The sequence below is a fragment of the Roseovarius nanhaiticus genome (assembly GCF_900156535.1).
In the GTDB taxonomy this organism is placed as follows: domain Bacteria; phylum Pseudomonadota; class Alphaproteobacteria; order Rhodobacterales; family Rhodobacteraceae; genus Roseovarius; species Roseovarius nanhaiticus.
The window spans coordinates 25,436-47,236 of the sequence record NZ_FTNV01000002.1 but is presented as its reverse complement, the minus strand read 5'-3'; the positions used below and the strand labels follow the sequence as shown (position 1 = coordinate 47,236).

Genomic DNA, 21,801 nt, shown 5'->3' with positions numbered 1-21,801 from the left:
GGGGGTATTCCGGGGGCTGCGACATGCACAGCTTAAACGACCTTACCGCGCAGAAGGCGATATTCAACGCCTTTGGGCGCCGCGCAAAGCGCGATCCTTTGCCGTTGTGCGGCGGGCGCGCCGGATATACTCAGAAATTCACGCAAGAGCAGGGCAGGCGCGATGATCATTGGAATCGATCTGGGCACGACCAATTCATTGGTCTCGGTCTTTACCGATGACGGCGCCGTGCTGATACCGAACGCGCTGGGCTCTTCCCTGACGCCCTCGGCGGTCCACATGGACGAGGCGAGCGCGCTGATCGTAGGCGCCTCGGCGCGCGATCACCTGATCAACCGACCGGACGCGACCGCCGCGCGGTTCAAGCGGCTGATGGGCACCGACAAGGTGACGCGCCTCAAGGGCAAGGATTACACGCCCGAGGATCTGTCCAGCATGGTGTTGCGCACGCTCAAGACCGATGCCGAGGCCTATCTGGGCGAGACGGTGACAGAGGCGGTCATCTCCGTCCCCGCCTATTTCAACGAGATCCAGCGCAAGGCGACGATCCACGCCGCCACCCTCGCGGGCCTCAAGGTGCGCCGCCTGATCAACGAGCCGACGGCAGCCGCCCTGGCCTATGGCCTGCAAGACAAGGAGGCCGAGAATACCTTTCTGATCGTCGATCTGGGAGGCGGCACGTTTGACGTGTCGATCCTCGAGATGTTCTCGGGCGTGATGGAGGTCCGCTCCTCGGCGGGGGACGCCTTTCTGGGCGGCGAGGATTTCACCGACCGCATCGCCGCCCATTTCGCCGAGCAGCTGGGCACCAAGATGGATGCGCTCGGTCCGCAGGATCTGTCGCGTCTGCGCGCGCTGGCCGATCTGGCCAAGCATCGCCTCTCGGACGAGCCGCGCGCCAGCGTCATCTATCGCCATGGCGAGGAAGAGCGCGAGCTGAGCCTGTCGCGTGATCTTTTCGAGACGCTGACCGAGGATCTGACCGCGCGGATGAAGGTGCCTCTGCAACGCGCCATCGGCGACGCAAACCTGACGGCAGGCGATATCGACCGTATCGTGCTGGTGGGCGGGGCCACGCGGATGGCCCCGGTGCGCAGCCTGATCACGCGCCTTTTCAAGCGGTTCCCGGAACACGCGCTTGACCCCGACACGGTGGTCGCGCTGGGCGCGGGCGTGCAGGCGGGGCTGATCGCGCGGGACAAGGCGCTGGACGACGTGGTGATGACGGATGTCTGCCCTTTCACGCTGGGCTTCGAATCCTCGCGCCGCACCGGGCCGGGGGATCAGCACGAGACCGGCATCTTCGTGCCCCTGATCGAGCGAAACACCACCATCCCGGCCAGCCGCAGCCAGGAGGTCGAGACCGTGCAGCTGGGCCAGACGCGCATCACGCTGAACATCTATCAGGGCGAGGCGCCCTATGTGCGCGACAACATCCGCATCGGGTCCTACAACGTGTCTCTGCCTTCGAACATGACCGAGCATGAGAAGGTGGACGTGCGCTTCACCTATGACAGTTCGGGCGTTCTGGAGGTGCTGGCCACCACGCTGTCCACCGGCGTCGCCAAGACGCTGATCATCGAGAATTCGCCCGGCGCGATGAGCCCCGAGGCCATTGCCAAACGCTTCAAGGAGCTGGAGAAAATCAAGATCCACCCGCGCGACGAGGCGGTGAACGAGGCGATGATCAGCCGCCTGACGGCGGCCTATGAGAACGCGCTGGGCCAGCGGCGCAACCAGATCGGCATGCTGCTCAGCTCGTTCCACGCGGCGTTGGCGACCCATGACAAACGGCACATCGCCCAGACGCGGGACCGCACGGCGGATGCTCTGAAATCGCTGGAAAGCGCCGGTGTCTTCGACTGATCCCTTCAAGGCGCTGGGGCTGAAGCGCAGCAATGCGACCGAGGCCGATGTCAAGGCGGCCTACGCGCGTCTGCTCAAGGTCACGCGTCCCGAGGATGACCGCGCCGCCTTCATGGCGCTGCGGCAGAATTTCGACGCGGCGCGGCGCATCGCGAAAGGCTCCGACGCGCGGCGCGCCGAGGCGCAGGCCCAGCAGGACGAAGGCGAGGATCCGGCTGCGGTTGATACCCCGCCCGCGCCTCAGCCACCCGCACCCGCTGCCGAGGTCAAATGGTACTACGACCCCGCGCTGAAATGGAATTTCAGCGACAGCCCCACCGGCATTTTGATCGAAAAGACGATCCGCTGGATGCTGGCCGGGGGGCCGGAACCGCGCGCCTTCGCCGCCGAGGCGAGCGAGGCGCTGATCGCGGGCGGCGTCGATGGCGCGGCCTTCCGGGCCGACGTGCTCACCTTCATAGCCTGCGCTGCGGACCCCGAAGAGACGCGCCACAGCACCCCCTTATGGCAGCCGCTGCCGACTGACCCGCCAGACTGGCTGACGCCCGAAGTGGCCGCCGTCCTGCGCGATGATCTGGGCCTCTTGCGTTGGCGGCCTTCCGACGCCTGGCGCGGGCGGGATTTCAACGCTGTCCGCGAGATGCTGCAAGAGGCACCGGACGCCGCCGAGGCGCTGCCCGCGCCGGCCGATATCGACGCGATGATCGAGCGCGAGGAGACCGCCGCGCGCGGCGACGCGCACGGCTCCTACTATGACCGGCAGGCACGGCGCTGGGTCGACCGCTCGCCGGTGAGCCGCGCGATGGAGGATCTTCAGGCGGCGTTCGACCGTAACATGTGGGACATGATCGACGTGGTGCGCGCGATCCTGAACCGCGAAGAGCTGCAGGCGCTCGATGAGTTTCAGGATCTGGACGCCCGCCTGCGCCAGCATATCTGCGCCGCCACCGGCTGGCAGAGCGAGGCCAAGCATCCCGTCTATCCCGCTTGGTGGCGGCCACAGTTGGCGCGGCTTCTTGATACGCATTTCGGCTGGAGCCACCAATTTGGGCGGCAGATGTGGCAGCGCCAGCAATACGAGTGGCTGCACAAGGTTCTGGCCCGCGACATCCGCATCGGTAGCGACACGCCCCAGTTCCGCGAGGTCGCGGCTGCGGCCCATGTTCCGGCGCCGCAGCCGCCCTCGAAATACAATCTCTGGGCCTGGACATTCCGCGATCCGCGCAACCTGCTGATCGCCTATCTGGGCTACCGCGCCGCCCAGATCCTGTGGCGCCTGGTGGTCTGACATGGGATTGGTCCTCGGTTTTCTGATTGGCATGCTGATCCTGATGTGGCGGGTCTGGACGCGCCGCGCGGCGGCTGCGCAGCGCGCCCCGCGGGCCAAGCGCGAGTGGCCCACATGGCGCCGCGCGTCCCTATGGGCGGGGGCGGCCGCGTTCATCATTGCCTGCGAGGCGTTCTTGCCATCCATGCGGCTGACGGGGCGCGAGGTGCCGCCGATCCGGACGCCGCTCAGCTATCTGGATGTGCTGGCCGCCCCTTCCGGTGATGCGGGGCGGACCGGCATGGACTTCGGCGATCTGAGCGAGGCGCAGCCATGGCTGTGGTCGCTGGGCCGGATCGACCGCGCCGAAATGCAGCGCCGCATCAGCGATGACATCGCGGAGGCCGCCGCGCGTGCCGAGGCGTTTCGCATCGGTGACGTGCCGGGCCGGGCCGGCTCGATACTCTACATGATGAGCCGGCGGGCAGTGGCCTATGATCTGCTGGGCGACGGGCTGACGGCGGCGGCGGCGGATCTGGACGCGCTTTTCGATCCGGGCCGCGATAGCGCGAGCGTGGGCGATGCGGATGCGTTCATCCTGCGCCACCTCGATCAGGCAATCGACACCGCCCATGAAAAGGCGGCGGCCCTCCATCAGGAGGCGACAGCGGCGAGCATGGCCTATGCCGAGGCGCGTGGCCTCGATCCCGACGACCGGAGCGACCCCGAGTATGCACGGCTCAGGTCAGAGGAATCCGCCCTCGGCAGTGCTGCCTATTCGGTGCTGAATCTGCGCTACGAGTTGAACGGAGTGGCGCCGACCGGCGTGGGACTGCGCCAACCGCCTGATACCGAAACAGGATTTCCGGTGCTGGGAGGGAAGGTCACGCTCCTGCATCAGGACCAGCGCAGCAGCCGGCCCGAGGAGGCCGTGATCGGCCCGGTCGCGGAATTCGCATTCGGCCGCAGCGCGCGCATGATCTGGGATGCCGCGCGCGGGCATGCGCGCGCGCCGCGCCGTATCGAGGCGGTGCAGGAATGCGCCGTGATCCCGCCCGGCGGCGCCCGCCCGCCCGGCGCGCGGTTTTGCGAGATGGCGGCGGTGCTGCCCATCGATTACGACTTGACCGCCTCGCGCTGCGCGCCGAGCGCATTGCCCATGGGGTCGGTGCCCGATCTGGTCTTGCCCGGCACGCGGCTGTCGCCGAGCGGGTGCAAGGAAGAGTGGATCTTCCCGCATCTGCACATCCTTTACGAGGAAGGCGCATTCACCATCTTTGCGCCTATGGCCAGCGGCATGACCGGGCCGGGCACCGCGATCCCCTCGGGTGATGCCGCCGCCTTGCCGATCAGCGAGTGGAGCGTGATCTGGAACGGCAAAACCCGGCGCCTGACGCCCGCCGCGCGGTTTGACTGGAACGGCGTCGATCCGGTCCTGGACCGCCTGCAGGTGATCCACGGCATTCGGGGCGAGGTTCAGCAGCCGCGCATCTGGCGTGATTTTCGGGTCGATGCGACCCGTCCGCTGACGCTGGCCCTCGCTTTTCCGCGCGCCGAGGCCCGGCATGCCTATAGCCCGACGCGCATCACACGCTTCGGCCCCATGCAACGCGCCGAGTTTGCGCCCAACGTTCTGGCGCCGGGCCGGCCCGCGGGCGCGCCCACGCCCGTTCGGGACTGGCGTGCGCCCATGCTGCGGGACGGAATTCAGGCGCGCCTTGATGCGCTGAACCATCTTGCGCGCTTTGCGCCCCCCACGGGGCAGGAGCCGGCCAGCGCCGCGGACAACATCAATGCGCCGCTCTCCGGCTCTGGCTGCGATTACTTTCGCTTCGCCGTCTCGCGCAGTGCAGACGAGACGCCGCGCGAAGATGTGCGCGCAGCGCTGGACGCGGCACAGGCCGGCAGGTGCGATGCGATCAAGGCACATGGCGCATTGCTGACTGCGCTGGAGCGCGGGCTTGCCGACGGCTCATGGCTGTGGCTGGCGGAGGAAAGGTAACTCTCAGCCCGCGTCCAGCACCACTTCGCTTGCACCCGCGCCGCGGGATTTGATGCGGATCTGCACCGGAATGCGGTCCTGCATCGCCTGCACGTGGCTGATGACGCCGATGGTGCGGCCCTGCGCCTGCAGCGCTTCGAGCGCGTCGATCGCCATGTCGAGGCTGCCTGCATCGAGCGTGCCGAAGCCCTCGTCGATGAAAAGCGTGTTCGAAATCGTCCCGGTGCCGCCGACCGCACCCAGCGCCAGCGCCAAGGCCAGCGACACGAGGAACCGCTCGCCCCCCGACAGGCTGCGGGTCGAGCGGATTTCGCCCGCCATGTCGTCATCCACCACATGGAGCGACAGCTTGCCCTGACCGCGCGCCAGCCGATAGCGCGGCTTGATATCGGTAAGGTGGTGGTTGGCCTGCTCGACCAGAATGGCCAGCGTCACCTCCTGCGCGATGGTCGAGAAACGATCGCCACTGGCCGAGCCGATGGCCGCGTTGATCGCGGCCAGCGTGTCCAGCCGCGCCTTGGCCTTGGCGATTTGCGCGACCAGTGCGGCCATTTTCGCGCGCGTGTCCCGGTCCGATTTGAGGCGTCCGCGCAGGCCTGCTTCGTCCTCGATGCGCTGCGTCTGCGCGGCCTCTTGGGCAATGCGCCGCGCTTGCAGCTCGGGCAGGGGCGTTTCGGGAACGCCTTCGGCCTCCAGCTTGGCAAGGTCGGAGGCGCGTTGATCGCGCGCCTCGGCGGCGCGCAGATGCGCGGTTCGGGCGGTGTCGATGGCGGTCTCCAGCGCGGCGATATCCGGGTCGCTCCACCCCAGCAGCGCCTGCGCGGTTTCAGCGTCCAGCCCGGCCTGCGCCAGTGCGCCTTGCCAAGCGGCCTCCGCCGCTGCACTACGCGCAACCGCGCGATCCCGCGTGTCCTGTGCGGCTTTCAAAGACGCCTCTGCGCTCGACAGTTTGGATGCCGCCGCGCTGCGCGCCTCGTTTGCCGTTTTTTCCTGCTCTTGCAATGCCTTGCGTCGGGTGTTGAAGTATGTCCGGTGGGCGGATGTGTCCTCTCCGCCCAGCAATGGCGCGCGCTCGGCGCGCAGGGCCTTCGTCTTGTCGGCGCGGACATCATGCGCGGCGCGGGCTTTCTCCCATGCGGTTTGCGCAGCGCTGTGGCCGACCTCCAGCGTCTCTTGCCGGCGCTTGGCCTCATCGCGCTCGGCCAGTGCCGCCTCCAGCGCGGCACGTGCCTTTGAATGGGCCTCCTTTCGTGTGCTGACCGCATCGAGCGCATCCGCGCCATCCGCGCCGAATTGCGCCCAATCGAGGCGGAGCCCGGCGAAGTCGCGCTCCAGCATGCGGTCGAGGTCGGCGACGGTTTCGGCCTGCGCGGCTGCGGCGCTTTGCGCCGTACCCAAGGCGCGTTCGGCGGATTTGTTCTGCGCATCGAGGCCCGCTTGCTCGTCCTGCAGGGCGCGCATGCTCGCGGCCAGCGCCGCGATGCGCGCCTCGTCTTCCTGCGCGCGTCTGTCCAGATCCTCCAGCTCGGCCAGATCCGCCTCGAGGCTTTTCTGCCAGCCATCCAACCGTTGCGCCAGTTGCTCCAAAGCCGGCCCGGCATCTTGCGGTGTGTCCGGCAGGGTGCCACCCAGCGGGCCTTCAGCCTCGGCCCTGCGCGCCTCATGGAACTCGGCCGCAAGTCGGGCCTGCCGCGCCTCGGTATCCACGCGCCGCTCCGCCGACGTCTGGGCAAGGCTCTGCGCTGCGCCGATGCGCGCAGTCGCGGCCGCGATCTCTTGGGCTGCCTCGCGCGCGGCGGTGCGGGCGGCGCCAAGGCGGCTGCGCAAATCGTCCGCCAGCTGGCGCGCCGCGTCATCCTCATGCACGGGGTGCTCGACCGCGTTGCAGACCGGGCAGGGCTGGCCGTCCACCAGATGCAGGCGCAGGCGCGCCGCCTCGGACGACAGCGCCGCCTCGGCCAGACCGGCGGGCGCCTCCAGCGCCTCGATCTGCGCGGTGGCGCGGCCTTGTGCCTGCTCGGCGGCGGTTTTCGCGGCCTCGCTGCTATGGATCGTCTCTGCGGCGGTCGCCTCGTCCCGTGCGCACGTCGCGGCGTCGCGCGCCGCCTCGTCATGCTGCCGCGCCAGATCGGCCAGCGTGCGGAGGGTGTCGCGGCTGCGCGCGAGGCGGGTCAAACGCTCGGACGGGGCGGCCTTGCGCAGCGCGTCCCGGCGGGGCGTTCGGGCGGTGCGGCCCTCCTCGATCCGGGCGCTTTCGGCGCGTGCCTCGAAGGTCGCCTCCGTGATCTGCGCGCTGCGCTCGGCGGCGCCAGCGAGGCCCGCTTTCAGGCGCTGCACCTCCTCAAGGGCCTTGGCGCCAGCGTGGCTGGCGGCGATGCGCCGCTCCAGCCGGTCGCTGAGGATCGGCCAACCCGCGACCAGCGCATCACCCTCGGCGTCGGCGTCGCCGGCGGCTTGCAAGTCCGTGATGCGGGCAGCGCGCTGGGTTAGATCGGCCTCGCCGCGCTCCAGCGCGTTTTTGGCTTCGGCAGCCTCGGCGCCGGCCTCCTCGGCCGCTCGGGCGGCGGTGGCCTCTTCCTCGGCGGCGCGCTTTATTTCCGCGTCGAGCGTGGTGGCGCGGGTCCAAATCGGACCCAATTCGGCAAAGCGCGCCTCGCTTTGTTGCTGCGCGGCGCTGGCCTTGGTCCAGTCTGCCTCGGCGGTATCCTTGACGGCGCGCGCGGCGTCCACGGCGCGCGCGGCCTCATCGATGGCTGTCTCGGCCAAGTCCTTGGCCTCGGCGGCGGCGCGTCGCTCGGCCTCTTCGGCGCGAATGCGGGCGGCGCGGCGCAGGCGGGCCAGCTCTGCGGTGTCGTCTTTGCGGGCCTCCCAGTTGGCGCGCGCGCGGGCTTCGGTCTCGGCGGCCTCGATGCTGCGGGTCCGTGCGGCGATCAGCGCCTCGTGCCGGTCGATATCGCGGATCGTCGCCTTTAGCACCTCGGCGGCTTCGCGCCGGGCGGTGTCCAGCGCGGTCAGCTCGGCCTCGATATCGGCGCGCTCCTCCTCAGTCAGCACGCTGTGCTCGCCTAGCTTCATCTCCAGGTCTTCGACCGCGCGCTCGGCCTCGCCATGCGCGGCAAAGACGCGTTTCGAGATATCGCGGTAAAGCTGCGTTCCCGTCACCTTTTCGAGGATCGCCGCCCGCTCGGACGTGCGCGCGCTGAGGAAGCTGTCGAAATCGCCTTGCGCCAATAGTACCGAGCGGCGGAATTCGTCATAGGTGAGGCCCGTCAGGGTAACGATCCGGTCATTGACGGCTGTCTTCTGGTTCTCAAGAACCGTGCCGTCCGAGAGGCGCGTGACGCTGCGCTCCACCGCCTGAAGGCGGGCCGACGCCTTGCCATAGGCGCGCCGCACGGACCAGCTCGCCTCATAATCCTCGCCGCTGCGCGCGCGGAACCGGACGATAGCATAACCTGACGCCGCGGCGCCGCGCCTGAGAAGTGTGCGCGGATCCGATGAGGCCAGCGCCTCGCCGCTGATATCGGGCACCGTGTCGCTGACGCCAGCGCTGCTTAGTCGGGGGCATTCGCCATAAAGCGCGAGGCACATGGCATCCAAGAGGCTGGACTTGCCGGAGCCGGTCTGGCCGGTGATCGCGAAAAGGCCCGCACCGTCGAGTGGTGGCGCATCAAGGCTGATGTCGAAAGGGCGCGCGAGGCTGGCGATGTTTTCGCCGCGGATCTGGAGGATATCCATCGCTTACTCCCCCGCGATGATGTCGCGGAAGGCATCGAGGTGCCGCGCCTCGGGCTCGATCCCGGCACTGGCGCGGAACGCCTCCACAAAGAGCGTCTCGGGGTCGGTCTCGCGCAGGCTGGCGGGTGGCGGCGGGATCTCCTCGCCCTCATGCCGCTCCTGCCGCTGCACGCGCGCGCCGCCCAGGCGCAGGCCACGCTCGGCCACGCAGCGGGCGGCATCGGCCATGAGGACCGAGGCGGCATCGGTGGGCGCAAGCTCCAGATAGACAAGCGGACGCAGGCCCATGGGCAAGGTGTCGTCAAACGCGATCTGCCCCAGCGCCGCTGGCAGGTCGTCCAGCGCAATGGTGCCGCTGGCGGGGAGGCGCAGCATCTGCGCGGGCCGCTCGATCGAGATGTGGCGGTGTGTGAGCGCGCCATTCAGCAACTCGATCAGGGTGACGCCGTGGTCGTGCCGGATCTCGGACGAGGACAGCGGAAAGCAGGCGCCGGAATAGCGCACGCGCCCACCCTTGAGCGTTTGCTGCCCGTGCAGGTGGCCGAGTGCGACATAGGCAAGTCTATCGGGAAAGATGCTTGGCGGTACGGCATGGGCGCCGCCGATGAGGATGCGCCGCTCGGCGCCCTCGCTTTCCAGCCCGCCGGCGCAATGCAGGTGGCTGGTGGCGATGATCGGCACATCGCCGGCGATCTCGGCGGCCTGCGCGGTGATCTCGGCGTAGAAGCGGCGGGCGGCATCCACCACCGGGTCTGTGCCCTCGTCGTTGAGGCCGGTGAGGTCGGAAGCGCGCAGGAAGGGGATGGCCAGCACATAGAGCGCGGGCGTGCCATCCGGGCCGGGGATGGGCACCAGATGGCGGTCGATGTCGATCCGCCCCCCGCGGCGCTGGACCGTGGCGACCACATGCACATCTAGTGCGCGCAGCACCGGCATCGGCGCCTCCAGCCGCTGGGCAGGGTCATGATTGCCGCCGCTGATCACGGTGATGAGGTTCGGGCGGCGGCGCTTGAACGACGCCAAAGCGTCGTAAAGAAGGCGCTGCACCTCGCCCGAGGGGTTGGAGCTGTCGAAGATATCGCCCGCGACCAGCAGGACATCGGCTTCTTCTTGCTCGATCACATCGGCGAGGCGCCGGAAATAAAGGCTATGTTCGTCCTCGCGGGCCCAGCCGTTCAGGCTGTGGCCCAGATGCCAGTCGGCGGTGTGAATGATGCGCATGGGCCGCCCCTGAAATTGCCGCGCCGATGCCGCGCCTGCCTCAGTTTGGCAGGGCGCGGCGCGGGGTGCAATCGCCTCAGGCCGGGGCCAGCGCGTCGCGGATCGCGGTGACGGCGGTCAGCATGTCGACGGTGTAGCTGTGGATCAGGAAATCCGGCCAGCTGGACATCTTGACGGCCAGAAAGTCGGTCTTTGGGTCGATATAGATCAGCTGGCCGAAGACACCGCGCGCCATGAAATCGCCGCGCGCCGCGTCGTGGATCCACCATTGGCGGCTGTAGGCGCCCTTGGGCGAGGTGGCGGTGTAAGGCTCGCCAAAGACGGCGCGGTCGCCGGTGGCGCTGGCGCGGATCCAATCCTCGGGGATGATCTGCTGGCCGTTCCAGGCGCCGCCCTCGAGCAGCAGAAGGCCCAGCCGGGCATAGTCGCGCATCGTGGCATTAAATCCGCCATCGGCCAGCGCGGTCCCGGCGCCGTCGACTGTGAAATAGGCGTCCCGCTCGGCGCCCATGCGGGTCCAGATGCGGTCCGAGAGCAGCTCGGCCAGGGACGCGCCCGCCGCACGTTCCAGCGCCCAGGCGACGACGTCCGTCTCGATCGAGCGGTATTTGAACCCCTCGCCATGGCCGCGCTCTTGCGGCAGCGTGAGGATCACGTCGCGGATGGTGGCGGGCGGGTGGTCGGTCTCGGGCGGGCGCCAGCCGCTGGCAATGTCAATGCGCGTCATGTCCGAGCCGGGGGTGCCGTAATCTTCGTTGAAGCGCACGCCCGAGCGCATGTCGAGAACCTGGCGCAACGTCGCGCCGGCGTAGCCGGAATGGGCCAGCTCGGGCACCAGGCTGGGCATCGGCGCCTCGAGATCCAGAAGGCCCTCGCCATGCAGAACGCCCGCCAGCGTGCCGACGACCGATTTGGCCACCGATTGCGACAGATGCGGCTGCAGCGCACCCATATCCTCGGAATAGCTTTCATGCACCACGCGCCCGCGGCTCATCACCATGAAGCCATCGGTATAGCTGCTGTCCAGCCAGTCGCCCACGCTTTGCTGCGGACCGGCCAGCGTGTCAAAGCGGATCGCGCGCAGCTCTTGCTGGGCGGCGGGCAGATCGCGCACGGGGCCTGCGCCGCGCGGCACGTCGGCGGTGGGAAAGAGGTTGCGCATGTTGCTGAAGGACCACCGGTTGAAGGGCGGCAGATCCCAGTTGCTGGCGCCGGGTATCGCCTCGGGAGCGGGGGGATACCCTTGCATGATGCCTTGCTCGCGCGCCGTCAGCGCCTTGGGCGGCTGCGCCGGGTGGGGCGCCACATGATGTGCTGCCGCGCCGGCCGGCCCGTGTGCGTCATGGCCCTGCGACGTCTTGGCAACCTTGGTCGGTGCGGCCTTGGGCGGGGTGGCGTTGGGGGGCGTCATGCGGGGTATCCTCGGAGTTTGGGCCGGTTTGCGGGCGCGGAATGCTGCAACAGACGGGCAGGCACGAAAAAGGGCGGGGCGCCGGTATGCGCCCCGCCCCCGCTGCAGTGCCTTATTGCTTCAGCTTCGTCCAGATGCGGTTGTAGAGATCCGTCACTTCCTGCGGGCAGGGCTTGACGAAATCGGGGGCCGGTGCATCCGCGGGCAGGGTCAATTCAGGCGCATCCTGAATATCGGAATCCATGAATTCTGTGCTGCCGGAGATCCCGTTTGCATACCGTGCGAAGTTCGAGATCATCGCAGCGTTCTCGGGCTCCATGATGAAGTTCATGAAAAGTTTTGCATTTTCCATGTTTGGCGCGCCTTCCAGCACGGCAACATTGTCCATCCAGCCGGTAAAGCCTTCCTTGGGGTAGGCGTATTGCAGCGTCGGGCGCTGGTCGCGCGCGCGAATGGCCGCCCCGTTGTACGAATGGCTGATATCCACATCACCTGATGTCAACTTTTCGATGGCGGCGTAGTCCATCGTGCGCCAGTGCTCTTTGGCGGAGATCAGCAGTTCTGTCACGTCACGCAACTCTTCGGTGTTCGAGTTGCAGCGCTCGTATCCGCGATAGCGCAGCGCGGCGTTGATCACTTCGCCCATATCGTTGAGCATGTTGATGCGGCCCTGAAGCACTTCTGGCGGCTCGAACAGAAGACCGAGGGTGTTGATCTCGCCGTCATAAACGGCTGTGTCGACCGTAAAGGAGGTCGTGCCCCACTGCCACGGCACCGTGTAGTTGCGGCCTTCGTCCCAATAGACGTCGATCCAGCGGGGATCCATGTTGGAGAAATTCTCCATCTCGTTCGGCTTGACCTCGGCCAGCAGGCCTTGATCGATCATGATGGCCGCCGTCGAGTCGCTGGGCACGACGATATCGTAGCCGCTATTGCCCTCGCGGACCTTGGCCAGCATCGTCTCGTTGCTGTCGTAGTCGTCGAGATTGACCGTGACGTCGAATTCCTGCTCGAATTTCTCGATCAGGTCCGGGTTCGTGTAGTTGCCCCAGTTATAGATGTTCAGCTCGCCCTCGGCCCAGGCGGGGCCTGCCGCCGCGATGGCGGCGGCGAGGATCGCGGCCGTATGTTTGGTGGATGTCGTCATCGGAATTCCCTCCAGTTGATTGAATTGTTGCGGGCGCTCAGGCCCGTTTTTTGTTCCCGATCAGAAAGAAGATCGAGACCAGCACCACCGACAGCCCCAGAAGGACGGTCGAGACGGCGTTGATTTCGGGTGTGATGCCGCGGCGGATCTGCGTCAGGATATAGACGGGCAGGGTCGTCTCGCCCGGACCGGCCACCAGGAGCGTGATGATGACATCGTCCAGCGACACCACGAAAGCCAGCATCGCGCCCGCGACGATGCCCGGCGCCATCAGCGGCATCGTGACCTTGCGAAACACCTGCACGGGCGTGGCGTAAAGGTCTGCCGCCGCCTGCTCCAGCGTCAGGTTCATATCCTCCAGCCGCGCCCGGATGGGCATGTAGGCGAAGGGGATGCAGAAGACCGTATGTGCGACCATCAGATAGCCAATGCCGGTCACGCCCGTCGACTGCTTGATCAAGCCGAAGAGCGCCAGAAGTGCGACGGCGGTGACGATCTCGGGCACCATAAGGGGCTGATTGATGACCGCATAGGCCATCGTCTGGCCCTTGAAGGGGCGCACGCGTGTTGTGGCCAGCGCGGCCATGGTGGCAAAGATGGTGGAGAACACCATCGCCACGACCGCCACCTGCAATGACACCATCGTGGCCTCGCGGATGCCGTCATTCTCGAACGCGGCCTTGTACCAGCGCAGGCTGAATTCGGTCCATTTGACGACCGACCGGTTGTCGTTGAACGAGAAGACGATAAGCACGACGATGGGCGCGTAAAGGAAAAAGAGGCAGACCCAGGCCAGCGTGTCAAAGCCGGGCTGCTTGCGCAGATCCTTCATCCGCCGCTTCTTCGGCGCCGCGGGATCGGGGCTTGCCGCTGTGGCGGGTGTTTGCGTGGGCTTAGCCATGACCCTGTGCCTCCTTGCCGGAATAGCGCACGTAAACGATCAGTGACGCCATCACGACGACCATCAGGATCAGCGCCGCCGCCGAGCCGAAGGGCCAGTTGCGCGAACTGGAGAATTGCAGCTCGATCAGGTTGCCGATCATCAGCTCCTTGCCGCCGCCCAGAAGGGTGGGCGTGATATAGGCGCCGAGGCCGGGGATAAACACCAGGATGCAGCCCGCGACGATGCCCGGCTTGGCCATCGGGATGATGACATGGCGCAGCACCTGAAAGCGGCTGGCGTAGAGGTCGTAGGCGGCCTCGACGAGGCGGAAATCCAGCTTTTCCAGCGAGGCATAGAGCGGCAGCACCATGAAGGGCAGGTAGCTGTAGATCAGGCCGGCGAAGACGGCGTAATCGGTGTAAAGCATGCCGATAGGGCTGTCGATTATACCGATATTCATCAGGGCGATGTTGATGAACCCTTCGTCGCGCAGGATCAGCAAGATTGCGTAGGTCCGGATCAGAAGGTTCACCCAAAAGGGCAAGGTGATGAGGAAAAGCCAGAAATTGCGCTGCTCCAGCGGCTTTGATGCGATGAAATACGCGGTCGGAAACCCGATCAGAAGCGCGCCGACGGTGGCCCCGAAGGCCAGACCGATCGAGCGGCCATAGATGCTGAGGTAAGTGCCCGAGAATTGCAGAGTATCGTCGAAGATATCGCGGTCAAAGAGGAACTGCACATAGGCGTCGGTCGAAAATTCCCATGTGACGCCGCCATAGGTGCCGGGGCTGAGAAAGCTGTAGATCAGCGTGATCGACAGCGGGAAAATCCCGAAAAGGCCGATTGCGATCAGCGCAGGCGCGAGCAGCAACCAGCGCCGCCGCCGGGCCGCGCCCTCGACCTCGGCGCGCGCGGCCGCCAGTCGACTATCGGTGTGCGAGGATGAGATATCCGTCATCAGTCCACCAATACCTGAACCGCATCCGGCACTGTCAGGCCCACGGGCGCACCGATTTCAGCTTCGGACTGCGCGCGGCGCACCATGACCTCGCCGCCGCCGTCCAACTGGACATGCAGGTTATGGCCCGCGCCGAAATAGACGATATTGCTGACACGGCCCTTGAGCGCCGCATCCGTAGCGTCCGGCGCCGTGAGGCCCATGTTCTCGGGGCGGATGGCGACGGAAACGCGCCCGTCGCGGGCCGCGCCCTCGGCCAGAAGCGCGCCCACGCTGGCGCCGCCGGGCAGCACCACCTTGGCGCCGTTTTCGGCAAGTTTGCCGTCCAGTATGTTGATATCGCCGATGAAATCCGCAACAAAGCGGCGCGCGGGATTGTTGTAGATCTGCTTGGGCGCGCCGACCTGCAGGATCGCGCCCGACTTCATCACCGCGATGCGGTCTGACATGGTCAGCGCCTCTTCCTGGTCATGGGTGACAAAGACGAAGGTGATGCCGGTCTCTTCCTGAAGCCGCTTCAGCTCGATCTGCATTTCCTTGCGCAGCTTGAGGTCCAGCGCCGACAGCGGCTCGTCCAGCAAAAGTACCTTCGGCTTCGGCGCTAGCGCGCGTGCCAGCGCCACGCGCTGTTGCTGACCGCCCGAGAGCTGATCGGTGCGGCGATCCGCCAAATGCTCCATCTGGACCAACGCCAGCATGCGGTCTGTCGCCTCCTTGATCTCGGATTTGGGGCGGCCCTGCATCTCGAGGCCGAAGCCGATATTGCGCGCGACGCTCATGTGCGGAAAAAGCGCGTAGGACTGGAAAACGGTGTTCACGGGCCGCTTATAGGGCGGCAGATGCCCGATTTCCTGACCGTCCAGCAGGATCTGGCCGCCATCGGGTAGCTCGAATCCAGCGATCAGGCGCAAAAGGGTTGTCTTGCCGCAGCCCGAGGGGCCGAGCAGGGTGAAAAACTCGTTCTTGCGAATGTCGACGGATACGGCGTCGAGCGCGGTGACTTTGCCCGCGCCTTGGCCGAAGGTCTTGGTCACCTTGCCTGCGTGGATCATCACGTCGCTGGCGGTCGTGGCGCCGGGATCGGCGGCTTTGGCCTGCTTTGCCATAAGCATTTTTCCCTGTTTTCAGGCCTTGATCGCGATTCCGCGCCGGGCACTTTGGGGTAGACTAGGGCGGTGCGGGCCGAAAGGTAAAGGGGCCATCTGCGCAGTCTCCAGCGGCGGCAGAGCCGTCGAGCCGGGCCGCGAGGGGTATTTACCATGGCCCGATCATGGCCCAGATTGGGCGCCGATAACGGCCTCACGCGGCGCGCGGCAGGGCATATCTCCGAGAGGGCGACAAGATGGCGGCAAAGGCGGATCTGGTGATCCTGAACGGCAAGGTTCTGACGATGGATAGCGCGCGGCCCCGCGCAAGCGCCGTGGCGCTGGCGGGCGGGCTCATTCTGGCGGTCGGCAGCACCGAGGACATCCGCGCGCTGGCCGCGCCCGGCGCGCGCGTGATCGACGCAGCCGGCGGCACGGTGATGCCCGGCTTTATCGATAGCCACGTGCATCTGTTTCAAGGCTCCGCCGCGCTGGAATTCATGGATATGAGCGGCGCGGAAACAGCGGATGAGGCCGCCCGCACCATTCGCGCCTACGCGGGTGCCAACCCGGACGAGCCGATGATCTTTGCCGTCAGCACCATTTACGGGCTGATGGACGGGCGCAACCCGACGCGCCACGACCTGGACGCCATCCTCTCGGACCGGCCCCTTGCGCTGCTCTCGCCCGATATCCACACGGTCTGGGCCAATACTTTGGCGCTGCGTCAGGCGGGCCTTCTGCATGGCGCGCCTGTTCCCGAGGGCAGCGTGATCGTGATGGAGGCGGGCGGCAACGCCACGGGCGAGTTGCAGGAAACCGGCGCGTTCGGTCCGATCCTCAAGCTGAACCGCACCGGCGGGCGCGACATGCTGGGCTATGTCACCGGGACCGAGCCCGAGCCGCCCGCCACGGAAGAAGAGCGCGCCGCCGACCGCCGCCTCATTGCCAAGGGGCTGGACCATGCGGCCAGCCACGGCATCACCACGATGCACAACATGGACGGCAATTTCTATCAGCTGGAGCTGCTCAGCGATCTGGACGCATCGGGCGATCTGAAATGCCGGATGCAGGTGCCGTTCCACCTGAAAAACTATGACCCGCTGGACCGGCTGGAGGAGGCCGCCGAGATGCACCGGCGCTATACCGGCGATCGCGTCTGGTCGGGGCGGGTCAAGATGTTCATGGACGGGGTGATCGACACGCATACCGCTTGGATGACGCGGCCCTATCCCGGCACGGACACTGTGGGCGAGCCTGTCTTCGAGCCCGAACATTTCAACGAGGCGTGCCGCCGCATCGACGCGGCGGGCCTGCAGATCAGCGTGCACTCCATCGGTGATCTGGCCACGCGCCGCGTGCTCGACGGCTATGCCGCCGCACGCGCCGCCAATGGCAGGCGCGATGCGCGCCACCGGATCGAGCATATCGAGGTGATCCACCCGGACGATCTGCCGCGCCTGAAGGAGCTGGATGTCGTCGCCTCACTCCAACCGCGCCATTCGGCGCTGGGCGATTATTTTCCGCTGATCCCGCAAGGCACATTGCTGCATGACGACCAATATCCCTATGCCTTCGCCTGGCAGCGCATCCGCGACACCGGCACGCCCGTCATCTTCTCGACCGACTGGCCGGTCATCCCCGTCGATCCGATGCGCAGCATTCAGTGCGCCGTTGCGCCGCTGGACCCGGGCGCGCCTTGGGACGTGCGGCCTCAATCGCTGATGGATACGCTGGCCTCTTATACGTCGGGCAATGCCTGGGTAGAGTTCAACGAGGGCCGGAAGGGTCAACTGGTGCCCGGACAGATGGGCGATGTCGTGGTGCTGACGCACGATATCGAGGCGCTGGCGCCGGATCAGATCCATACCGCCCGCGCCATGGTCACCATCTGCGGCGGGCAAATCACCTATAGCGGCTGATGTGCCAGGATCATAAGGTTGTTCGCGGGCATGGGCAGCGGCGTTGTGGGGTGCAGGCCCGCATCTCGCATCCAGCGCATTATGGCATCCACGTCCTTATACCCGATCTCGGGGTCGCTGGCGCGCAGGCTGGCGTCAAATTCGGCATCTGTATCTGACACGGGTCGCCCCTCGCGCAGGAACGGGCCGTAGAGTGCGAAGAGCCCGCCATGTCTGAGCGCGTCCGAGACCTCGTGCAGCAAAATATGCGCCTCGCGCTCGCTGATCAGGTGCATGAGGTTCACCAAGACGATCATGTCCTGGCCCTTGTGCCGCGCACCCCATCCCGAGGCGGTCGCATCGAGGTCAATCGCGGGCAGGATGTTGGATGCATCTGCCCAGGCGTCGATGCTGGCGCGGCGATCCGGATCGATGTCGCTGGGCTGCCATTCGATATGCGGCAGATGCGCCGCGAAGGCGACGACGTGCTGCCCCGTGCCGCTTGCCAGCTCCAGCGCGCGGCCCTCGTGCGGGCCATGCACCGCCAACATTTCCGCGATCACGGCGGCATTTCGTACGGCGGCAGGGGCGCTGAGGCGCGCGCCTGTGTCGGGTGTCGCGTTCGAAGCATTGGGCGGCAGTTGGGTGCGGTGGGGCATCGGGCCCTCCTTCCTTGCGCCCCTGCAGAGTGACAAGAAACGGCGCGCCTGTCACGAAACATCGTGACCTTGCGGCAGTTGTGCGGATCAGGCCATGTCCTCTGGCGATGCGCTGCGCGCTCGCCTAGAGTGGCGCCATGACTAGCCCCCACCGATTCATTCACCTGCGCGTTCACAGCGAATATTCCCTGCTGGAAGGCGCCGTGCGCCTGAAAAAGCTGCCGGGGCTTTGCCAGGATGCGGGCATGCCCGCCGTCGCTGTCACAGACACGAACAACATGTTCGCGGCGCTGGAATTCGCCGTTTCGGCAGCGGGGGCGGGCGTCCAGCCCATCATGGGCTGTCAGATCGATCTGGAATATGTCGAGGCCGCGCCGATCGAGCGCGCGGGCGAGCGGCCCGCCGCACCGGCGCCCATCGTTTTGCTGGCCCAGAACGAGGAGGGGTATGAGCATCTGATGAAGCTCAACTCCTGCCTCTATCTGCGTGGCGACGGATCGCTGCCGCATGTGACGCGCATGGAACTGGCGGAATATTCCGGCGGCCTGATCTGCCTTACAGGTGGGCCGGACGGGCCCATAGGGCGCCTCTTGCGCGCGGGCCAGCGGGACGCGGCCGAGGCGATGATGCGCCAGCTGGCCGAGATCTATGGCGACCGACTATATGTCGAATTGCAGCGCCATCCGGGCGAGGACGGCCTGCCCGAGGCCGAGCGCCTCAGCGAGCGCGGCCATGTCGAGATGGCCTATGCGATGGACCTGCCGCTGGTGGCCACGAATGATGTCTATTTCCCGAAATCCGCGATGTACGAGGCGCATGATGCCATGCTCTGCGTCGCCGAAGGCAGCTATGTGGATCAGTCCGCGCCGCGCCGCCGCCTGACACCCCAGCATAATTTCAAGACGCCCAAGGAGATGGTGACCCTGTTTGCCGATCTGCCCGAGGCGATCGAGAACACCGTGGAAATCGCTCGCCGCTGCGCCTTTGCCGCCTATCGGCGCGATCCGATCCTGCCGAAATTCGCCGATGACGAGGTGGACGAGCTGCGCCGGCAGGCCAAGGAGGGGCTGGCGGCGCGTCTGGCCGTGATCCCCCATGCGGTGAGCGTCGATGAATACGAAAAGCGGCTGGAATTCGAGCTGGGCATCATCGAGGGCATGGGCTTTCCCGGCTATTTTCTGATCGTTGCCGACTTCATCAAATGGGGCAAGGACCGCGACATTCCGGTGGGGCCGGGGCGTGGTTCGGGCGCGGGCAGCCTCGTGGCCTATGCGCTGACCATCACCGACCTCGACCCCCTGCGCTACAGCTTGCTTTTCGAGCGGTTCCTGAATCCCGAGCGGGTCAGCATGCCCGACTTCGACATCGACTTCTGCATGGATCGCCGCGAGGAGGTGATCCAATACGTGCAGGAGAAATACGGGCGTGACCGGGTGGGCCAGATCATCACCTTCGGAGCGCTTTTGTCCAAGGCCGCGGTCCGCGATATCGGCCGCGTCTTGCAGATGCCTTACGGGCAGGTGGACCGCCTCAGCAAGATGATCCCGGTCGAGGGCGTCAAGCCTGTCAGCATCGAGCAGGCGCTGATCCAGGAAGACCGCCTGCGCGAGGAGGCCCGGAATGAAGAGGTCGTCGACCGGCTGCTGAAATACGGCATGCAGGTCGAGGGGCTTTTGCGCAACGCCTCCACCCACGCGGCGGGCGTCGTGATCGGGGACAGGCCGCTGGACGAGTTGGTGCCGCTCTATCAGGACCCCCGCTCGGACATGCCGGCGACGCAGTTCAACATGAAATGGGTCGAGCAGGCGGGCCTCGTGAAGTTCGATTTTCTCGGCCTCAAGACGCTGACCGTGATCCAGAACGCGATCGAGCAGATCCACGGCGAGGGCCGCGATCTGCATGTCGCTGCGGATGGCAACACCATCTACGAGCCATTCGAGGGCGCCGAAAACGATATCGGACAGATCCCGCTGGATGATGCCAAGACCTACGCGCTTTATGCCCGCGCCAAGACGGTAGCGGTTTTTCAGGTGGAAAGCTCGGGCATGATGGATGCGCTAAAGCGCATGAAGCCCGACTGCATCGAAGATATCATCGCGCTCGTGGCGCTCTACCGGCCCGGCCCGATGGAGAACATCCCCAAGTTCTGCGAGGTCAAGAACGGGCTGAGCGAGCGCGACACGCTGCATCCCTCGATCGACCATATCCTGGACGAGACGCAGGGCATCATCGTCTACCAGGAACAGGTGATGCAGATCGCGCAGGAAATGGCGGGCTACAGCCTCGGCGGCGCCGACTTGCTCCGCCGCGCCATGGGCAAGAAGATCCAGGAAGCGATGGACGCAGAGCGGCCCAAATTCATCGCGGGCGCCAAGGAGAACGGCGTTGATGACGCCAAGGCGCTGGAGGTTTGGAACCTTCTGGATAAATTCGCCAATTACGGCTTCAACAAATCCCACGCGGCGGCCTATGCCGTGGTCAGCTACCAGACGGCATGGCTGAAGGCGAACCACCCGACCGAATTCATGGCCGGGGTGATGAATTGCGATATTCACCTGACGGACAAGCTGTCGGTCTATTTCGAGGAAGTGAAAAAGGGGCTGGAGCTGAACTGGGCCCCGCCTTGCGTCAACCGCTCGGACGCGCAGTTCGTGGTGCGTCAGGGCGTGCTGCATTACGGGCTGGGCGCGCTGAAAAACGTGGGCGTCGAGGCGATGAAGCTGATCGTCGAGGGGCGCGAGGGGCGGCCCTTTGCCACGCTTTATGACTTCGCGCGCCGCGTGGATATCAAGCGGATCGGCAAGCGGCCGCTGGAAATGCTCGCCCGTTCGGGCGCGTTCGACGAGATCGACCGCAATCGCCGCCGCGTCTTTGACGCGATCGAGCCGCTGATGAATTACTCGGCGGCGATTCACGATCAGAAGAATTCCGCGCAGGTCTCGCTCTTCGGCGAGGCGGGCGAGGACCTGCCCGAGCCGCGCCTGCAACCCGTCGACGACTGGCTGCCCGCCGAGCGGCTGACCGAGGAATTCAAGGCCGTCGGCTTCTACCTCTCGGGCCATCCGCTGGATGATTACATGGCCGCGCTCAGGCGCAAGCAGGTCAAGACGTTGGACGAGGTGATGGTGCAGGCCGCTCGCGCGCCCTGCGTGGTCAAGATGGCGGGCGTCGTCGCGGGCCGGCAGGAGCGCAAATCGGCGCGCGGCAACCGGTTCGCCTTTGTCCAGCTGAGCGATACGACGGGCGGCTACGAGGTCACCATGTTTTCGGAAACGCTCGAGAAGTCGCGCGAGCATATCGAGACGGGCGCGCAGGTGGTGGTGACGGTCGAGGCGACGATGGAGGCCGAGCAGCTGAAGCTATTGGCCCGCTCGGTCGCGCCCATCGACGGCGTGGTCGCGGATGCCGGTAGCCTTGGGCTGATGATCTTTGTCGAGGAGCCGGGCGCCATTGCCTCGGTCGCGCGGGTGCTGGACGGCGCGGCGCAGGCGGCCCGCGCGGCACGTCCGGGTCCGATCCGTTTTTGCCTCATGGCCGATGGCCTGCCCGGCGAGGTAGAACTTTCGGCTGGGCGCGACTATCCGGTAACGCCTCAGATCAAGGGCGCGATAAAGAGCCTTGATGGTGTTATGGATGTGCAAGACCTGTGACGCGGGACGCCGA

Annotated in this window: 13 protein-coding genes; 5 read left to right on the top strand and 8 right to left on the bottom strand. The window is 66.3% G+C overall.

Annotation, left to right across the window (positions count from 1 at the left end; all coding sequences use genetic code 11):
- The first annotated feature begins 162 nt into the window (after nucleotides 1–162).
- From BW975_RS10435 to BW975_RS10425, 3 genes are read left to right on the top strand one after another with little or no spacing between them, the layout of a single operon-like run.
- The gene (locus BW975_RS10435; protein WP_076533734.1) at nucleotides 163–1,866 is read left to right on the top strand and encodes an Hsp70 family protein; all 1,704 of its coding nucleotides are present in this window, start codon (nucleotides 163–165) and stop codon (nucleotides 1,864–1,866) included.
- Nucleotides 1,853–3,154, top strand: a complete 1,302-nt coding sequence (locus BW975_RS10430; RefSeq protein ID WP_076533732.1) for a hypothetical protein — start codon at nucleotides 1,853–1,855, stop codon at nucleotides 3,152–3,154. The genes BW975_RS10435 and BW975_RS10430 overlap by 14 nt, the downstream gene beginning before the upstream one ends.
- A gap of 1 nt (nucleotide 3,155) precedes the next feature.
- A complete protein-coding gene (locus tag BW975_RS10425) occupies nucleotides 3,156–5,135 on the top strand; it encodes a hypothetical protein (protein ID WP_076533730.1) in 1,980 nt (659 codons plus the stop codon).
- 3 nt (nucleotides 5,136–5,138) lie between these two features.
- Here BW975_RS10425 and BW975_RS10420 read toward each other — a convergent pair whose 3' ends face one another.
- The 7 genes from BW975_RS10420 to BW975_RS10390 all read right to left on the bottom strand — a co-directional run bounded on the left by BW975_RS10420 (nucleotide 5,139) and on the right by BW975_RS10390 (nucleotide 15,545).
- A complete protein-coding gene (locus tag BW975_RS10420; protein WP_076533727.1) occupies nucleotides 5,139–8,873 on the bottom strand; it encodes an AAA family ATPase in 3,735 nt (1,244 codons plus the stop codon).
- Nucleotides 8,874–8,876: 3 nt separating this feature from the next.
- Nucleotides 8,877–10,094 (bottom strand): exonuclease subunit SbcD, encoded by a 1,218-nt coding sequence (gene sbcD, locus BW975_RS10415; protein WP_076533725.1) that lies wholly within the window; start codon nucleotides 10,092–10,094, stop codon nucleotides 8,877–8,879.
- A 76-nt stretch (nucleotides 10,095–10,170) separates the two neighbouring features.
- A complete protein-coding gene (locus tag BW975_RS10410; RefSeq protein ID WP_092746276.1) occupies nucleotides 10,171–11,505 on the bottom strand; it encodes a serine hydrolase domain-containing protein in 1,335 nt (444 codons plus the stop codon).
- Between the two features lie 112 nt (nucleotides 11,506–11,617).
- Nucleotides 11,618–12,652, bottom strand: coding sequence for an extracellular solute-binding protein (locus BW975_RS10405; protein WP_076533723.1), 1,035 nt, complete (start codon nucleotides 12,650–12,652; stop codon nucleotides 11,618–11,620).
- A gap of 37 nt (nucleotides 12,653–12,689) precedes the next feature.
- Nucleotides 12,690–13,484, bottom strand: coding sequence for an ABC transporter permease (locus BW975_RS10400; RefSeq protein ID WP_076534714.1), 795 nt, complete (start codon nucleotides 13,482–13,484; stop codon nucleotides 12,690–12,692).
- Nucleotides 13,485–13,545: 61 nt separating this feature from the next.
- On the bottom strand, nucleotides 13,546–14,493 hold the full coding sequence (locus BW975_RS10395) for an ABC transporter permease (protein ID WP_076533721.1): 948 nt from the start codon (nucleotides 14,491–14,493) through the stop codon (nucleotides 13,546–13,548).
- Nucleotides 14,493–15,545: an ABC transporter ATP-binding protein gene (locus tag BW975_RS10390; protein ID WP_076534712.1), complete on the bottom strand. Its 1,053-nt coding sequence runs from the start codon at nucleotides 15,543–15,545 to the stop codon at nucleotides 14,493–14,495. The genes BW975_RS10395 and BW975_RS10390 overlap by 1 nt, the downstream gene beginning before the upstream one ends.
- A 290-nt stretch (nucleotides 15,546–15,835) precedes the next feature.
- Between BW975_RS10390 and BW975_RS10385 the strand changes: the two genes are divergently transcribed.
- A complete protein-coding gene (locus BW975_RS10385) occupies nucleotides 15,836–17,500 on the top strand; it encodes an amidohydrolase (RefSeq protein ID WP_076533719.1) in 1,665 nt (554 codons plus the stop codon).
- Here the strand turns inward: BW975_RS10385 and BW975_RS10380 are convergent.
- Nucleotides 17,488–18,138: a DUF938 domain-containing protein gene (locus BW975_RS10380; protein WP_076533717.1), complete on the bottom strand. Its 651-nt coding sequence runs from the start codon at nucleotides 18,136–18,138 to the stop codon at nucleotides 17,488–17,490. The genes BW975_RS10385 and BW975_RS10380 overlap by 13 nt on opposite strands.
- Nucleotides 18,139–18,275: 137 nt before the next feature.
- On the opposite strand from BW975_RS10380, the gene dnaE reads away from it, so the two are divergent.
- Nucleotides 18,276–21,788, top strand: coding sequence for a DNA polymerase III subunit alpha (gene dnaE, locus BW975_RS10375; RefSeq protein WP_076533715.1), 3,513 nt, complete (start codon nucleotides 18,276–18,278; stop codon nucleotides 21,786–21,788).
- Nucleotides 21,789–21,801 lie beyond the last annotated feature (13 nt).

Coding starts and splice junctions, on each gene's coding strand:
- BW975_RS10435 (WP_076533734.1), top strand. CDS start 163: ATGATCATTGGAATCGATCTGGGCACGACCAATTCATTGGTCTCGGTC.
- BW975_RS10420 (WP_076533727.1), bottom strand. CDS start 8,873: ATGGATATCCTCCAGATCCGCGGCGAAAACATCGCCAGCCTCGCGCGC.
- BW975_RS10425 (WP_076533730.1), top strand. CDS start 3,156: ATGGGATTGGTCCTCGGTTTTCTGATTGGCATGCTGATCCTGATGTGG.
- sbcD (WP_076533725.1), bottom strand. CDS start 10,094: ATGCGCATCATTCACACCGCCGACTGGCATCTGGGCCACAGCCTGAAC.
- BW975_RS10410 (WP_092746276.1), bottom strand. CDS start 11,505: ATGACGCCCCCCAACGCCACCCCGCCCAAGGCCGCACCGACCAAGGTT.
- BW975_RS10385 (WP_076533719.1), top strand. CDS start 15,836: ATGGCGGCAAAGGCGGATCTGGTGATCCTGAACGGCAAGGTTCTGACG.
- BW975_RS10400 (WP_076534714.1), bottom strand. CDS start 13,484: ATGAAGGATCTGCGCAAGCAGCCCGGCTTTGACACGCTGGCCTGGGTC.
- BW975_RS10390 (WP_076534712.1), bottom strand. CDS start 15,545: ATGATCCACGCAGGCAAGGTGACCAAGACCTTCGGCCAAGGCGCGGGC.
- BW975_RS10405 (WP_076533723.1), bottom strand. CDS start 12,652: ATGACGACATCCACCAAACATACGGCCGCGATCCTCGCCGCCGCCATC.
- BW975_RS10395 (WP_076533721.1), bottom strand. CDS start 14,493: ATGACGGATATCTCATCCTCGCACACCGATAGTCGACTGGCGGCCGCG.
- dnaE (WP_076533715.1), top strand. CDS start 18,276: ATGACTAGCCCCCACCGATTCATTCACCTGCGCGTTCACAGCGAATAT.
- BW975_RS10380 (WP_076533717.1), bottom strand. CDS start 18,138: ATGCCCCACCGCACCCAACTGCCGCCCAATGCTTCGAACGCGACACCC.